The sequence below is a fragment of the Treponema sp. R80B11-R83G3 genome (assembly GCF_054786115.1).
The window spans coordinates 1-15,867 of sequence record NZ_BDHF01000036.1 but is presented as its reverse complement, the minus strand read 5'-3'; the positions used below and the strand labels follow the sequence as shown (position 1 = coordinate 15,867).

Genomic DNA, 15,867 nt, shown 5'->3' with positions numbered 1-15,867 from the left:
ACTAATATGAAAAAAGCAATTCTTATTTTTATTATAATTCTTTTTATTTCTCACAATGCATTTTCACAGGATTCTTCAAATACTTCCATTTCATTTGATCCTTTCACTTTTATTGGAATGTTATTCTCTTTAGACACAAATTATGAAAACGGAGAATCGCAAAATACCGATTTTAGAAATATGTGGCTTGCCATAGATGTTAATTGGGAAACGGAAAATCATAGGGAAATGGGATTAGGGCTGTTTATAAGAGGAGACACAGTTGCCGTAATAACAAAATACCGGATGTTCTATAACAAAGAAACGCAAAGCGGTTTTTTCTGGGGATTCTACGGATTAATAGAATGGAGAAAAATGTTTTGGTTATTTGACAACAATTCTGAAATAACTATTGGATGGAATTTTCCTTTTAAAGGAAATGACAATGTATATCATAGTATCGGCATTACAGGCGGATTAGATATAGGTTTTAGATTTCGAATAAATAATTTTGGAATAACGCCTTATTTGGGGTTAGGAATACCTTTATTTTACTGTTTTGGTAATTTGCCGCCTCAAGAATATAATCAGGAATTTAATATTATGAATGTAACAATGAGGGCAATACATATTGGTTTAATGCTTGATTTCTTTGCACCCTAATAAATTAGTAGTTTGTAACATCTAAATCTTTACTATTCATTTGAATTTTTTCGAAAAGACTTCACACAAAGAGCACAAAGGTACAAAGAACACAAAGAAAGAAAAAAGGTGTTGTTGTAAGCAAGCTGAGTTTTATAACCTCACGATAAGATAACGGACAAGACCCCTGATTCCTCTTTGTGTCCTTTTCTTTCTTTATGTTCTTGGTGTGAACTCTTGCCAAATTTTTTTATTTCTTTTTGCGGGTTTTTAGCAGTTTTATGAAATCAATTACAAATTTGCGTTTTTCATCATCAAGCTGTTCTGCAAGCCTTGCGATTATCTGCACGTCGTTGTTTATCTCTTTTAATTCCTTGCTTTGTTTTTTTTCATTTCCGGTGACAAGGTACTCTGCCGATACGCCAAGAGCTTGGGCGATTTTTACCCCCGCTTCAATTGAAGGAATATTGTTTTTTTCTCTTAAATAACTGTCAATAGTCTGCTTTTTTACCCCTGAAAGTTTAGCCAATTCCTTTACCAACATGTCAGAATTGACCAATTCCGCCTTCAGATTTTCCCTAAATCCCATGTTTTAACAATATGATAAAAACACTAAAGGATATTTGACATTATCAGTATACTACTATACATTTATGGAATATTAGTAGTATAATACTATTATGTTATTAGAATGTTCATAATGAGCAATCATTAAAAAGGAGTTTTTCATGAAAAACGCATTTAAGGCTCAGCATATAATGAAGGTTTTTTCCTTTGTTATGTCCTGTTTGGTTCTATTTTTGGTTTTGGGGTGTAAAAGCGCAGGCGAAACTACAAACACGGTTCCGCTTATGTATACCGCCGATCAAAGAACAAAAATTGAAATTTTAGGTGAGATTCTTTATGAAAGCAAAGACCGAATCGGTTACGTTAGTTTGCTTAAAGCGGCGAGGAATCTGTATCCTGATTGCGACTATGTGATCGATATTATGCTCGACCAGCGAACAACAACAAAGACAGAAACTACAAGTTATGGATTTTTAAGTTTTCTTTATAAAGATAAACAGTCTGTAAACACGGAAGTAACTTATAAAATGCGTGGAACCGCCGTCAAATATATAAGGTAATGATCTTAACAGGAAATATTATAAGAAGATAATTTTATTTTTGGAGAATTAAAATGAATAAAAAACTGTTTTTTGTCTTTTTGGGATTTTTTATTTTCAGCGCGTTTTTAAACGCGCAATCGCTTGACGAGGCGATAATCGGCGCCGCAGTGAAAATCAGCAGAGACTTGCCCGCCAACGCTAGGGCGGCGATTATAAATTTCAGCTCCGATTCGGTAAATTTAAATAATTATATAATAAATGAACTTTACGGGGCTATATTAAGAAACCGCAGAATTGCGCCTATTATTTCCGATCAGGCTCAGCTTCAAAGTATCCAAGGCGATCTGCCTTCCAATGCGACGGACACGATAAACAAAGAATCCGCCCAGAGTATTGGGCGATTATTGAGCGTACAGTATCTGATAACAGGTTCAATGGAGCGTGTTGGCTCTGAGTATAAAATAAATTTTAACGCCATAGACACAAATGCGGAAATAAAGTCGCAGTACTCCGCTTCTATAAATCCGCAAAGCGATCCGCAGTTTGCGTCTCTTTTAAGCAGCAAGCCCCAGCAGTCTGCACCTGCGACTTCGTCTTCGCCTGCGGCCTCATCTGCGTCTGCGGCCTCATCTGCGTCTGCGACTTCGTCTTCGCCTGCGGCATCGTCTGTGGCTTCGACTTCAACTTCACAGCAAAAACCTGTTACCATAGCCACCATAGCTGGTGTTACCGTTCCTGTAACTGAAAGAACTCCGGTAACGGTAATTAAAGAAAACGCCCAATATATGGGGATGGTAACGTGGTCTCCGGAAGTATCGGGAACTTTCACCTTAGATACCAAATACACTGCGACTATTACGCTGATCGCAAAAATCGGCTACACATTTGAAGGGGTATTAACTGACTTTTTTAAAGTACCGGGGGCAATTGCAACTAACAGCGAAAATTCCGGCATAGTTACGGCGGTATTTCCCCCGGTTAAAGACCTTAAAAACGCGAAGTTGAATACGCTTGGCTTTTCGCTGGGCGTAGGGTGGTTTGATGATATACACCCTTATTTTATTACTACGGTACATGGTACGCTTGCCCCGTCTAAAAACTCGTTTTTTGAACTAGGCATGGACATAGGCTGGGAACACACTCAATATTATTATGGTTATTATAGTAATGATTATGATCGTTATAATTATTTTAATGAAACAAGAGAAATTAAAATTTTTTACCTGTACCCATTTGTCAATTACGCGCTATTTGTACCGTTTGGGCTGACGAAGAGCGGGAAAAGAAGCGGGGGTTGGTACTTTGGCTTAGGTCTTGGCGAAATGATTGCAAATTACACGTTTGAAGACGTAGGTTCAGTTTGGGATGCCTCTACAGCCATAAGTATTTTTACTGGTTTTAACATATTTGGATTTGATATTTCCTACACCCATTCGACGACGGTCGATAACCGTAATTCTATTTCAAAGCTATCGTTTGGGTATGTGTATAGGTTTAAATAGGAGTTTTATTATGCGAAAGAATTTTTTAATTAGTTTAGTCATTTTAATCGGCATAGCAATTTTTATAACTGCCTGTGATTTTGACGATGGTACGCCCTGGCAAAAGGCGTTTAAGGCCAATGTTAGCTCGCTTTCTACAACGCTTACCGCCAATACATGGGCAGACGGCAATCTTTCCGAAAATGGCTGGCAGTGGTTCAAGTTTACCGCAACAGCAAGTACGCAGTACATACATGTTAGTTTCGGTACGCTGACTGATCTGTATGTTAAGTTATATGACTCGACAGGCAATACGGTCGGAAACACATATATCGGATATAGTTATTATTATTATGAAAATTATTATAATAATTATGATTATAATAATAATGATTATAATAATAATTTTTATAAAGAAAACACTTCACAGTCGCTAACAAGCGGACAGGTGTACTATATAAAGGTAACACCATACGGATCCAGTTATAGCGGCACGTACCGGATTGCGTTTAATGAGTCCATTATCCCGCCTACGGTAACTATGCTTACCGCCAACACATGGGCAGACGGTAATCTTTCCGCATACGGCGAGCAGTGGTTCGAGTTTACCGCAACTGCAGATACGCAATACATACACGTTAGTTTAGGTACGCTGGATTATTTGTGCGTTCAGGTATATGACTCGACAGGCAATACACTCGGAAGTAGTACAAATCTATATGGCAGCTATAGATCCATTTCACGATCGGTAACAAGCGGACAGGTGTACTATATAAAGGTAACGCCGTACAGTTCCAGTTATAGCGGCACGTACCGGATTGCGTTTAGTGAGTCCTTTACGCCGCCATCGTGAGGCGTGACTAAAGTGAAGGTGTTCAATAGTTAAGAATTAACCACGAACCATGCGAACAAGATCGAAGAAGATCTACCACGAACCCGCTAAACAAACGCCTGACCACTTGCAAGTGGTCAGGTAAGATGAATAATGCCACATAGCGTAGTACCAATAAATGCCATTGTTTAAAATAAAAGTAAGGCTGACTTTAGGCAGCCGCCAGTGCGCACGAACAAGGAGCGAACCTAGAGAACGGAAATATTTACTACGGATATATGCGTAGTAAATAACGTTCCGGCTGTATGCGACGTGGGACAAATCTACATATGTCGCTTGATTATAAAACACCTGAAAAAATGCATAGGATCGCGGCATAATATGTGTCAACCTCTTTTAGGGCTTGACAAACTTCCACAAAGCCAACAAAAAAAACGGTTGTCTGAGCACTTTTACCTGACCACTCTAGAGTGGTCAGGTGTAGTGGTCAGACAACTGTTAAAACTTTTAAAATTACTGTTTCCTCATTGTTACTGAGTATTCAGGACGATTAGGCCTGTTAATGCGCATATTCAAATCGTCACTAAGCAAAGGCTTTATGAATTTATACGATCTTCCGGCCTCGGGACAGGTGAAGGAAATGGCAGGCTGAGTTCCTTCCATGGTAACCTTAAAATCCTGAATTGTTTTGTTGGAAAAATCGTAAAGAACTCTTCCGTCAGTACTCAAGATTCTGATGTTGCTTGATGTGAAATCCCATACCGCGCCGTAGTTGGCATCCAGCCATTGCCCTAAGGGAAAATTCCCCAGATAGATGGGATCCGCTGACAGCGCTCCCGCTACTGTCAGTAAAATGACAAGAATCACAATGATTTTTTTCATTTATATATCTCCTATGAATTCTAAGATAATAATTTACGAAAGAAGATAAAATAGATTTTTGCATGTTATAAGAAGATAGCTAAAAAATTAAAATAAGTTTGTTAAAAACTTACAAAATTTCGCATAACACATTTATACGAGAAGACTCACACAAAGATCACTAAGGAACAAAGATCACAAAGGGGGAAGAGGGGGTTGTTGTCCTAAGGCTAAGCTTGGGCTTCACGATAAGATTACGGACAAAAACCCTTTATCCCTCTTCTTTGTGATCTTCGTGTGAAATTTTGCGAAATAATGTCTTGACAAATACGAAATTATATATATACTTATATATAGAAATTATTAATATTATTAATATTTTAGGAGTTGTATATGGCAAAAATAGGTAAAATTTTTCTGGCTATTTTTATTTTTGGGGGAATTTTTGTTTTTCCGGCGGTATCGCAACAACAAGTGACAAGAGAGGGATTACAAGATATTTATATGAAGTATCTGCAACAGGAAGGATATACGCCCGAAAAAGACAATGAAGGTGATATTAAGTTTAAGATATCGGGAGATACTTATTATATAATCGTAGATGAGGAAGATATTCAATTTTTCCAGATTTATATGGGATTTAAGATGAAAGATATTTCACCGGAGAATGCCCTTACCGCCGCAAATAATTCAAACAGGATTTCTAAAGTAGTTAAAGTTACGTTTTCTCCTGCTAGAGAAGTTGTCTCAATTACCGCTGAATTGCTCTTAAATGAGCCAAATGATTTTATTCCCGTTTTTTCAAGGGCCATTTCCCTAATTCAAAATGCGGAGTATAATTTTATGACTGAGTTAAAGAATTTTTAACCACGAACCAACGCGAACAACGACAAGATATGTACTAAAAGTTCGTGGTGTTCGTGTGGTTTGTGGTAGAATTTTTTAATATGTTCCCAGTATTTTATCTATCTGTTTAAGACAATGATATTTTGTCGATTCGATTAACTCTGCGGTTGTTTTATTGTTCGTGTCTCGGTGTTTAAGGGCGGCGGCGGCGGGCAGAATCGTGGTAAAAATTTGGCTATCTTTTTCATTTAGTCTTTTTAAATAATTGCCGTTTTCATTTGCTTTTGGCAGGGAGGCTATGTCATTGCGGTACTGTTCTAAAAAGGCTGTTCCGTTTATTGTTGACTTATTTTCTTTGTAATCCGCTCTTTGTACATTAGAGTTTTTGCGCGTATGGCTTAAATTGATAGGCGCTCCAAATCCATGTTCGCTTTTTATTTCCGCGTTCATCATTGAGGCTTTTTCTTCCAGTTTTTTGCGGTAGAAGCGTAAAGAAGCCGTCTCGTAATAGTTCTTTTTTTGACCGTCTTCATTGGGAAGGAATGGAGCGCGGTAGAGAAAAGCGGACAATTGCGCTTCTTCAGGAGAGAGGCGGTTTTGCTTTCTGTTAAAGTAGGGGTAGATGTATGTTCCCCTTGCGTAGGTTTGGCTGCGAATGTAGGAAAAGTCCGCGCCAAATAGCGTTATGTGTTTTGCGCCCAGAGCTTGCGCAAGGGAAAGAGCCGCGTATGTAACGTTTCCGCCTGATGTGTCCAACTGCGGGAAATATCTCCAATGGGCGCATAAATAGCGCGTGAGAGGATGGCCGCCTGAAAAAAAGACGGGAGTGAATGAGGATAAACCGCAGAGAAGGGGAGGGCTTGCAATGTCAAGGATTAGGGGAATTTTTTTGCCGCGTTGATTAACGCCCATAAAATGATAATAGCTTATGTGCTGGCAATCAATTGATACTACCGCGTCCATCACTATGTTGTTGTGCAACAAAACGCCAAGAGCGGTGTCGGCGCATATAATAAATCCGTTATGTGATTTAAATTCCGCAAGGGAAGAAATCTGGGTATCCAGCGAAGGGCCGGCGGCGACTATAGCCGCTTCTTGAATTGGGTTTTCTTTTTTTTCAGCAAAAAAACTTTCTGTTTGCATATTTTTTATGTTGCGTATAATGTTGGAAAACCAGCGCAGTCCAAAATGAGACTGAACCGAATAATCGCCTGATACAGTTTCAATTGCCTGCTGAATTACAGCGGCGGCTTTTTCAAATTTTGATTTATCATGTTCTGTTCTTGTCCGCAGCGGAAAGGTTTTTATGCCGCCGCAAAGAGCGGGGATAAAATTTTCAATGACAAAAGATTTTATTTCTTCTTCGCTTGAATCTATGAGTATGCTCACCCTGCCGTTATTCAACAGTTTTGAATAGTCCCTGTTTGCAAAAAGTTCCGCTATGCCGTCTTTATTAAAATCAATTATGACTATATTAGAATCTGTAAGTTCTAAAGCGGACTGCGGGGCAAAACCGCCGCCGAGTCCAAGAAAAATTACAAAGTCTGTTTTGCCTATTGTTGACACAAGACGCTGCGCTTCCCGTATCGGATCAATCATGGAATGTAAAGGCTGGGCGTTTCCGTCCTGATTAATAATTGCGGGTACCGTCTCTCCGTTACGGGATTTTTGGAATGTATAGTAATTTGTGTTATTCATGTACTGCCTTCGCGCAAGCGGCTTTTATTGCCGTTTCCAATTCATTCTGCGTTACTTTATTCTCGCCCGGAAAAAGCAGGGAATTGAGTTCCTGTTTTAAAATTTGCGAATATTGCGGCTGCTTTATCGCTTTTAAAAGGGCTTGTATTCCTTTTTCACAAAAATGCTTTGAGTTTTCATGAGTGACAACGCTAAAAAATCCATCAGTATTTTTTAAACCATAATCCGCAGAAGGCTCTCCGTTTTCAAAAATTTTATTGCCGCCGATAGAGAATATTCTTTTTGGCCATTTGTACAATTGCTCTTTAAACCATGACTCGTATATGCCCATACTGCCGCCTTGGTGAAGCAGTCTTGCCCTCGCGTAACTTTGCGAATAAAAGGGAACAAAACGGTTTGCGTTGCCGTAAAACAGGCTGTCAAAACCGTATGGCCTTGCGTGAGTCCTTATGTCATTAACTGAAAAATCCAAACCGGCAAGGTAGATGTTGCCGCTTGAAAGAATCATCGCAAGTTCCACGGCGGTTGCCGTTACCGTCCCTCTTTGCGGGATAATCACGGACGGCAAATTAAGTTCATGAAGAACGATGCTTTGCCAAAAACTGCCGTCGTTTATAATCAATTGGGCCGTATCGGCGCATTGGGAGGGCAGGGCGGCGCATAAATTTACGGCAAGAGCGACTGTGTTTGCGTTTTTTTTATTTCTGTAAAAAGGGTAGATGTGTTTTAACGCCCAACTTCCGCCGTCTGTGGCAATGACTATATCCGCCGGTAACCCTGCCGATGATAACGCAAGAACCGAAGAAGACGCGGCAATGATTAGGCAGTTATTACGCGCTTTTTGAATAACGGGCATGGCTTTATCGAGGCTTGGACCAGAACCCGTAATAATAACGGGAATTTCCATTTGCCGGTATAAAAGAATTTGTTTTATATTCCCAATGTTTCTAAAAAAATTCTTTACCCATCTTTTTCCAAAAACGGCAGTCGTTCTTTTTTCAGCGTCCGCCCTTTTTAAAAACGTGGCAACTGAAGAGAGAAGTTTGACGTAGGCTTCTTTGTAGTAGTTTAAAGAAGGACGCCATTCTATTACGCGGATACGGTCGATATTAATTTCCCGAATATGAGTTTCTAAAAACTCAATTGTTTTTGCGGTATCAACGCCGGTTAGGGTATGAACTTGCGAGGAAGAAGAGTGCGGATAGTAATCCGCTTGCGGATAGTTCTCCGCGTGAAGAACCAGTATTTTGCTTTTTTTAAATCTTTCCTGTAAAACGGGAATAATGTAGCCTAGACCCGGTTCAATTAAAATAAAACATTCTATCGCGTCATTTAGATTTAATGAGTCAATGTAGCGCGCGGCTTCCGCCTGCGGATTGTAACGTGAATGAAGCCATGCGCCATGCTCGGATAAATCGGCGATTATACCAACCCCAAATCCTTAAAGAGTTTTTTATAGGAATCGAAGTAATCTGATTTAGCGAACTCTTCAATTTTTTCTTCCGGCAACGCTTCAAGAAGCTGATCCATGTAACTGAGGATGTTTCTAAGTTCAGAGCGCAAACCCGAAGGAAGTGATAATTGGCCGCCTGCAAGCTGGCCGCCTGCTTGCTGGCCGCCTGCCGGCTGTGCAGGTGACTGCATCATCGCTGGCGGTGCCGCTTGTGGTGCAGGCTGCGGTGCCGCTTGCGGCGCAGGTTGCGGAGCGTACATAGGTTGTGGAGCGTATGCGGGTTGAGGAGCCGCTTGTTGTTGGACAGGAGCAGGAGACTTTGGAGCGGCAGGCTGTTTAACAGGAGGCTTTTGCGGGGGAGGCGTTTCTATTACATTGTCAAAATTGTCAGCTGAAAAATCTTGAAAATCGTCAAAAACGACAGGCTCTTCAAGTTCGTCTTCAAAATTACTTTCAGAAATTACATTATCAACCGCTTCATCCAAGCTTTCCGTATCCAAGGAGTCTTCTGGAATTTCTTGCGCTGGTTCAGCCGTTTCTTCCTCTAATACTGAATCAGTATCGTCAGCGGAAGAAGGACCGCTGTCCATGTCCAACTCTGAATCAATTGACAGATCACCAAGGGAATCAAGGTTAAAATCGTCCCCATCAAGAGAAGGTTCCGTAAGTTCGTCGTTAATGCCTTCCGTCGATAGTTCCGGTTCATCTATTACCGCGTCCGACAAATCTATATCGCCGCCTTCTTCAAGATACGAACTGTTTTCCGGCGTTTCGGTGATTGGGAGGGGAGCGCCTTCTTTGCGGAGTATGTCAAGTTCGTCGCCTTTCGCGGGTTCTTCATCAATGGTTGATGTCTCTCCGTCTGAAATGTCGGCAAAATCATCTGCGGCAAGTGATGTGTCTTCGGTTGATGCTTCGCTTTCCGCCAAGTCAGGAAGATCATCCATAACAAGGGAGTCTTCAATTGACACGTCATCTTCAGATGACACGTCTTCTTCAGACAAGTCGGGAAGATCATCTGCGGCAAGAGGCGTGTCTTCGGTTGCCGCGTCTCCTGATAAGTCGGCAAAATCATCTGCGGCAAGGGATGTGTCTTCTGTTGCTGCACCGTCCTCCGCTAAGTCAGGAAGATCATCTGTGGCAAGAGATGTGTCATCAATTGCCACGTCATCTTTAGATGACACGTCTTCTTCAGATGACACGTCTTCTTCAGATGACACGTCTCCTTCCGTCAAGTCAGGAAGATCGTCTATAACAAGCGTGTCATCGATTGCCATGTCTTCTTCAGACAAGTCAGGAAGATCATCAGTGGCAAGGGATGCGTCTTCGGCTGCCGTGTCACTTTCCGACAAGTCGGCAAAATCATCGGAGGCAAGGGATGCGTCTTCTATTGTCGTATCACTTTCAGGTAAAGCTAAATCATCTGCGGCAATATCATCAATTTCGGTGCCGCCTTCTGACAAGTCGGCAAAATCATCGGAAGCAAGGGACGCGTCTTCGATTGTTGTATCACTTTCAGATAACGTTAAATCATCTGCGGCAAGAGATGTGTCTTCGGCTGGCGCGTCTCCTTCAGAAATATCAGTAAGATCGTCCGAGGCAAGGTCTTCAACTGGCGCGTCCCCTTCCGGAAGGCCGGCAGTATCATCAGCGGCAAGATCTGCGTCCGCAATTTCATCAGGAGTAATATCTATATCAATATCAATGTCTTCAGGAGTTGAATTAGCGTCGTCTGAAGCGGCTTCGTCAGACGGGGGATTATCGTCAACGGAAAATTCATTTTCTGGCGTTTCTTCGGTTCCCGACTCTTCCGTGAAATCCGCCGAGTTAAGGATATTGTCAAGCTCATCGCCCGTAAGAGCGATTGCCTCATCCTCTTCATCGTCGATTGTTTCAGGTACTCCCTCTTCCGTAGTGCCGCCGGTGCTTAGTATATTGTTAAGTTCATCGCCTGTAAGCGCGATGGCTTCGTCATCGTCATCCGAGAAGAAACCGCCGCCTTCCGCGTGTTTTTCCTCTTCTTGCGGCTGAGAGCGGATACTGGCAAATTCTTTTTTTAGATCCGTAAGTTCGCTTCTGATAGACGAAAGCTCAAAAGCTATTTTTTGAAGAAGCTGGGTTGAAAGTTCGCCGGACAGTCCGCCGTCTCCCGACTGGGCGGCGTCAAAGTCATCCTGAACGGCGCTAATGTTGTTTTCGATGGATTTAACAGTTGGGATGTTTAAATCTTCAGTGTCAAACGCGTCGTTATCTGAAATCGCGCTGTCAGGAGATTCGATGTCTGCCTCGCCGCTGTCGAATTCATCAATATTTAAGGCTTCACTGTCCTCGGCTTTAATGTCAAGTTCTTCCGTCGTTAAATCATTTTCTTCAGGACTTGCGCTTTCGGTTTCAGTTGTTTCGTTTTCGCCTGACGCGGAGGGGACGTCAAATTCATCAAAAGAGGCGTCTTCGATATCAATATTTTCGTTCCCCGCCGTTACGCCAAGATTGTCATCGGTAGGCATGTTAAGATCAGCAAGATCTGTCTGCGAGGTTAACGGGTTGTCGTCAAGGTCAATATCTATGTTGTCATCTGGAAATTCAACTTTTTCGGATTTGGAAGGTCCTGATGCGTCGTCAACGTCAAATATCGCGTCGTCACTTGATAATGATTCATCGCCTGAAGAATCATCCGCAACAGGCAGTGAAAAATCATCAAGATTTGTAGATAAACCTGTTTTTTCATCCGCAGAAAGAATTTGTGGTTCGCCTTTTACCCATACGCCGTATTCGTCAAGTTCTTCCGCGCTGCCAATACTCGCGCGATCAGAGTAAATCGAAGGTTTTTTATTTCTTGCCATGAACCGCTCCCTAAATTAACACTTATGGTCAATTATCGGTACTTTTCCCCATTTTCAATAGCTTATCTCAACTTATAGGATAACCTATGACAATAGCATTGTCAATGCCGTTTTAAAATAGATTTGTTTTTTTGTTAAAACTGTTTTATAGGGAAATTTAAAGAATATGGTAAAAACAACCGTAAATCGAACCATGAAGATATTTAAATATCTCGTAGGAATTTGGACGGCTATTGCCGTTTATACGCTTTTTTCGTTTTTAGGCGGACATTCGGGCCTGTCGGCGTATAATTATCTTTTAGCTGAGAGGGATCGGCAGCTTGAAAATATCAAAGATTTGGAAAATATAAATGAAGAACTGGAAAGAACAAAATTTAATCTGCAATACGATCAAGATACCTTGATGGTTCATGCCCGTCTTATGGGGTATGGTCAATCTGATGAACGTTTCGTCAGAATTGTCGGTCTTGGAAACATGAAAAATGATCTTATAACGGCAGGAAACGTATATATTACGTCAGTTCCCGAGTTTATTTCCGATAAAAGCATTAAAATAGGCGCTCTTTGCGTTGGATTGCTGGTCTTTGCCTTTCTTTTTATGCTGGAAATTATAGAATCAAAGTCCCGTTAAACCTATTACTGGAGTCCGCGCCTGAATTCACGGGCAATCTCGCCTGACGCGGAGGGGACGTCAAATTCATCAAAAGAGGCGTCTTCGATATCAATATTTTCGTTCCCGCCCTTTTATCATAAGCTTTTTTCCCTTTACACAGCCCTATTTCCACTTTTACCCTGCTTTTTTTAAAATAAAATGACAATGGGATCAATGTATACCCCTTTTCTTCTACCTTTCGATTGATCCTTTTTATTTCATCTTTGTGTAAAAGCAGGCGCTTTTTTCTGTCCGGCTCATGGTTAAAAACCGATGAAAATGGATTTTCCGCTACTATCAGTGAGCGCAGCCAAACTTCGCCGTTTACCACTTCCGCCCACGAATCAGGAAATGAAATTTTTCCGTCACGGAACGATTTTACCTCCGTTCCTAAAAGCTCTATTCCACATTCATAAGTTTCATCAATCGAATAATCGTGCCGCGCCTTACGGTTCAGAGCGATAATTTTTACGCCTTCACTCATAATCTTTTAACTTTAATTCCGGGGGAGTTGGAGTACTAATAACTATACGGAATGTTACAATTGGCGAAGACAGATCGGGGGGCAGGGAAGCCCTTGTTTCCGCTGAATTTGCCGTTTGTCTGCCGCGCAAGGAGCGTTCCGGGGAGCCGACAAGTTGTTTTGCCTGATGTGATACTGCGGCAATTTGAAGCGGAGAATAGGGGTCGTAGCACCATTCCCACCCGATATTTTTCATATTGTCGATGTTTTGAGCGGCGATTGACCATTCAACTTCCGTAGGAAGCCTAACTTCCATGCCTGCTGTCTGCGGCAGCCGTAACGCCATCCACTCGCAAAACGCCTGCGCCGCGTACCAAGTAACGCCTGTAATGATATTTTTGTCAATTTCCCAAGGATAACTTGAAATTTCCTGCGGAAAATAATCGGTCTGCTGTTCCCTCCACTGCGGATTTTCGTCAAGAAATGTTTCAAATAATGAGCGTGATACAGGGGTTTCGCTGATCATAAAACCCGATGAGAACCTTATAAAATTTACCCCCGCCAGCCTTTGGCTTCCCGTAGGGGCGCTTGGTTTTATTTTAAATGATGCCGTAAAGCCGCTGTTCGCGACTTTAGGCTGTTTTTTAAACCAGTCGGAAGATTCGACAATGGAGGCTTGTTCTCTCGGAAGTACCTGAGAAAGCCATTTTGCCGCGCCCGGATTTTCCGACAAAAATGCGAATATGCCTGAAATTGAGTTTACAAGCGCGACAGGGGATGGCGCATTGCCGCAGTTATCTAAAAGTATTTTAGCGCGGATAAGATCGCGAACTGCGGCTTTAGTGACGGCAAAACCGGATGCGGCAATTAACATTTGCTGCATATCGTCATTTGAGTCTTTTGCGTACCCCGTGCGGTAAGCGCCTTCCGAAAGGCTCATGGGTATCTGCCATGAAGCGGTAGGCTCTCCGGCGAATGTCCATGTGGCGTAATCTGAGGCATAATAGGCAAACGCGGCAACGGGATCCTGAGTATTTAGCGTAAACTCGACTTTGTAGCGCAGAGGGAAAAAGAGCGAACCAAAGTAGCGGGCAGGGATTTCATGGACAGCGCTTTGGCTTTCAAAACCCGGCATAACCGCCTCTATGGTGTGATTTCCCTTTGAAATGGGGATTTTACTCCCAGCGACTCCCCTGTAAACATCATCAATTCTGACAGCCGCACCCGCAGGCTCTGTTTTTACGATTAAAACTGCCCCCGGATTTTTTAAACCGGGGTACAAAAGCAGGAAAAATAGGATTAAAAGCAGAATAAATGAGTATAGAACAGTAAGGTACACTCCGGGTCGTATGCCATAAAAAGGCTTAAATTTGACATGAATTTCGGCGTCAGTCTGTTTTTCTTGCATGAGGCATTATATAACTATTTATTTATTTAATCTATAAAAAAGAGCTGTCCGATTTGTGTTTCGAACAGCTCCATGCCCCTTGAGGCATATCGGAATCATAGTGATTTGGGAGGGGAACTATAATCCCGACATTTTGAGTATCGGTACGAGGGTTGGTTTTCATGAATACTATTTTTAGATTTCAGGGAGTGGGGAATGGGGAGTAGGGAGTGGGGAATAGTTGTTCGTTATCTTATAGTTAAACCAGCACGCTACGCCCACTAACCTCGCTCCCCACTCCCCATTCCCTACTCCCTATTCTTCTTCCTGAACAGCGAGGTCTACCGCTAAAGAGACACGGTAGGTTTTGCCGCGCTGTATGTTTAGGGTTCTTGTCAGGGTATAGTCGCCTACTTGAAACTTTACTTCGTGCTGGCCGGGATCTACCGTAACGGGATCGCGGCTGCGGGGGATTGGGTTGTTGTCAAGGTAAATTTGGGCGGTTTGAGGGGCTTCAAAGACGATAATCGGGGTTGGATCCTGTAATTCTATGGTTAAATCGACGATTTTCGCCCTTTCTATCACAAAGCGTCTGCTCTCGTTGCGGTAGTCTTCTGAAAGAATGACAAGATGATGCTCGCCTTCGCGTAAAAGTATTTGTTCGGAAATGTTGGGTATTACGCTGTCGTCTATAAGGACTGTAAAAGGCTTGTTTCTTAGTTGGGCGGGGTAGCGGGGGATTAGCCTGACCGCCCCTTCATCGCTTAAAATCGGCCTTACGGTGAGGTTGAATGACATATTTTCAAATTCATCGGGCAGCCCTTTGGTGACCTGCATCAGCCTGAACACTATTGGAAATGAGGATGGTTGTACTACGCCTGTGGGAATAGTTGCCGATGTAGTCGCTTTTAATCCGTGCTGTTGGCGTATCGGGATTTGGTAAATAATCCTTAATCTTGACGGAAGAGGTTCAAAGGCTATACGTCTGCCGTCTATGTCGGCTAGCCCGTCCGCTGTCTGCGGGTTAATGTTGTTGTAGATGTACATTCCAAGGGAACCTCGATACGGCAGCCAGCTTTGGGGAGCGGTAATTTCAATTTCAACGCCCCTTAGAAAACGCGTCTCCGCGCCCAGATTAATTATTACCGCGCTGTTAATTCCAATGGGAATAACATTATCCGCCGAACCGGGAGATAATTCGACTACGCCCTCTACGGCAGTGCGAAAAGATTCCGCTTGTAAGTTAAAATACGAAAAGAACAGGATAATAGCGAGAGTAATTTTTGATTTGGGCATACACCTTCCGTTTTTTTACCCAATACTCAGGGACGGAGCCTTCCTGCCGGGTCAAACGCTTTTCCGTCCTGCCGCAGTTCAAAATGAAGATGCGGTCCTGTGGATTGGCCTGTCGATCCAACTTTGCCTATAAGGTTACCCGATTTTACGTCTGTTCGCAATACCGTTTCTATAGATTGTAAGTGTCCGTACAGGCTTTTCCAATTATTGCTATGGCTAATAATAATATAATTTCCGTAGACAGGATCATCTCCTATCGCCGTAACAACTCCGTCCGCCGCGGCAAAAACCTCAGTTCCTTCCGGCGCGGCAAGGTCTATCCCCT

At 42.4% G+C, this 15,867-nt stretch carries 15 protein-coding genes; 6 read left to right on the top strand and 9 right to left on the bottom strand.

Features of this window, described 5'->3' with window-relative positions:
* On the top strand, positions 1-642 hold a 642-nt coding region (locus ACYVRH_RS06890), incomplete at its 5' end, for a hypothetical protein (protein ID WP_461256191.1).
* 229 nt (positions 643-871) lie between these two features.
* On the opposite strand, the gene ACYVRH_RS06885 is transcribed toward ACYVRH_RS06890, so the two are convergent.
* Positions 872-1,210 carry a helix-turn-helix domain-containing protein gene (locus ACYVRH_RS06885; RefSeq protein ID WP_461256190.1) on the bottom strand — a complete coding sequence of 113 codons (339 nt, stop codon included), beginning with the start codon at positions 1,208-1,210 and terminating at the stop codon, positions 872-874.
* Positions 1,211-1,349: 139 nt separating this feature from the next.
* On the opposite strand from ACYVRH_RS06885, the gene ACYVRH_RS06880 reads away from it, so the two are divergent.
* Genes ACYVRH_RS06880 through ACYVRH_RS06870 form a run of 3 tightly spaced genes read left to right on the top strand, consistent with a single transcriptional unit; the run spans position 1,350 to position 4,064 of the window.
* Positions 1,350-1,748 carry a hypothetical protein gene (locus tag ACYVRH_RS06880; protein ID WP_461256189.1) on the top strand — a complete coding sequence of 133 codons (399 nt, stop codon included), beginning with the start codon at positions 1,350-1,352 and terminating at the stop codon, positions 1,746-1,748.
* Positions 1,749-1,801: 53 nt separating this feature from the next.
* Positions 1,802-3,232, top strand: a complete 1,431-nt coding sequence (locus ACYVRH_RS06875; RefSeq protein ID WP_461256188.1) for a hypothetical protein — start codon at positions 1,802-1,804, stop codon at positions 3,230-3,232.
* A gap of 10 nt (positions 3,233-3,242) precedes the next feature.
* The gene (locus ACYVRH_RS06870; protein ID WP_461256187.1) at positions 3,243-4,064 is read left to right on the top strand and encodes a hypothetical protein; all 822 of its coding nucleotides are present in this window, start codon (positions 3,243-3,245) and stop codon (positions 4,062-4,064) included.
* Between the two features lie 492 nt (positions 4,065-4,556).
* On the opposite strand, the gene ACYVRH_RS06865 is transcribed toward ACYVRH_RS06870, so the two are convergent.
* On the bottom strand, positions 4,557-4,925 hold the full coding sequence (locus ACYVRH_RS06865) for a hypothetical protein (protein ID WP_461256186.1): 369 nt from the start codon (positions 4,923-4,925) through the stop codon (positions 4,557-4,559).
* 372 nt (positions 4,926-5,297) lie between these two features.
* Here ACYVRH_RS06865 and ACYVRH_RS06860 point away from each other — a divergent pair, with 372 nt between their 5' ends.
* Positions 5,298-5,771 carry a hypothetical protein gene (locus ACYVRH_RS06860; RefSeq protein WP_461256185.1) on the top strand — a complete coding sequence of 158 codons (474 nt, stop codon included), beginning with the start codon at positions 5,298-5,300 and terminating at the stop codon, positions 5,769-5,771.
* A 75-nt stretch (positions 5,772-5,846) separates the two neighbouring features.
* Here the strand turns inward: ACYVRH_RS06860 and ACYVRH_RS06855 are convergent, their stop codons facing one another.
* The 3 genes from ACYVRH_RS06855 to ACYVRH_RS06845 form a co-directional block, all read right to left on the bottom strand.
* A complete protein-coding gene (locus ACYVRH_RS06855; RefSeq protein ID WP_461256184.1) occupies positions 5,847-7,448 on the bottom strand; it encodes a 6-hydroxymethylpterin diphosphokinase MptE-like protein in 1,602 nt (533 codons plus the stop codon).
* On the bottom strand, positions 7,441-8,538 hold the full coding sequence (locus ACYVRH_RS06850; RefSeq protein WP_461256192.1) for a 6-hydroxymethylpterin diphosphokinase MptE-like protein: 1,098 nt from the start codon (positions 8,536-8,538) through the stop codon (positions 7,441-7,443). The genes ACYVRH_RS06855 and ACYVRH_RS06850 overlap by 8 nt, the downstream gene beginning before the upstream one ends.
* Positions 8,539-8,870: 332 nt before the next feature.
* Entirely contained in the window at positions 8,871-11,744 is a 2,874-nt protein-coding gene (locus ACYVRH_RS06845; RefSeq protein WP_461256183.1) for a hypothetical protein, read from the bottom strand.
* Positions 11,745-11,910: 166 nt separating this feature from the next.
* Here ACYVRH_RS06845 and ACYVRH_RS06840 point away from each other — a divergent pair, with 166 nt between their 5' ends.
* A complete protein-coding gene (locus ACYVRH_RS06840; protein WP_461256182.1) occupies positions 11,911-12,375 on the top strand; it encodes an FtsB family cell division protein in 465 nt (154 codons plus the stop codon).
* On the opposite strand, the gene smpB is transcribed toward ACYVRH_RS06840, so the two are convergent.
* From smpB to ACYVRH_RS06820, 4 genes are all read right to left on the bottom strand, one after another.
* The gene (smpB, locus tag ACYVRH_RS06835) at positions 12,353-12,880 is read right to left on the bottom strand and encodes an SsrA-binding protein SmpB (RefSeq protein WP_461256181.1); all 528 of its coding nucleotides are present in this window, start codon (positions 12,878-12,880) and stop codon (positions 12,353-12,355) included. The two genes, ACYVRH_RS06840 and smpB, sit on opposite strands and share 23 nt — an antisense overlap.
* The gene (locus tag ACYVRH_RS06830) at positions 12,873-14,267 is read right to left on the bottom strand and encodes a formylglycine-generating enzyme family protein (protein WP_461256180.1); all 1,395 of its coding nucleotides are present in this window, start codon (positions 14,265-14,267) and stop codon (positions 12,873-12,875) included. The genes smpB and ACYVRH_RS06830 overlap by 8 nt, the downstream gene beginning before the upstream one ends.
* Before the next feature lie 294 nt (positions 14,268-14,561).
* Positions 14,562-15,542: a hypothetical protein gene (locus tag ACYVRH_RS06825; RefSeq protein ID WP_461256179.1), complete on the bottom strand. Its 981-nt coding sequence runs from the start codon at positions 15,540-15,542 to the stop codon at positions 14,562-14,564.
* Positions 15,543-15,568: 26 nt separating this feature from the next.
* A partial coding sequence (locus ACYVRH_RS06820; RefSeq protein ID WP_461256178.1) for a M23 family metallopeptidase occupies positions 15,569-15,867 on the bottom strand: 299 nt, incomplete at its 5' end.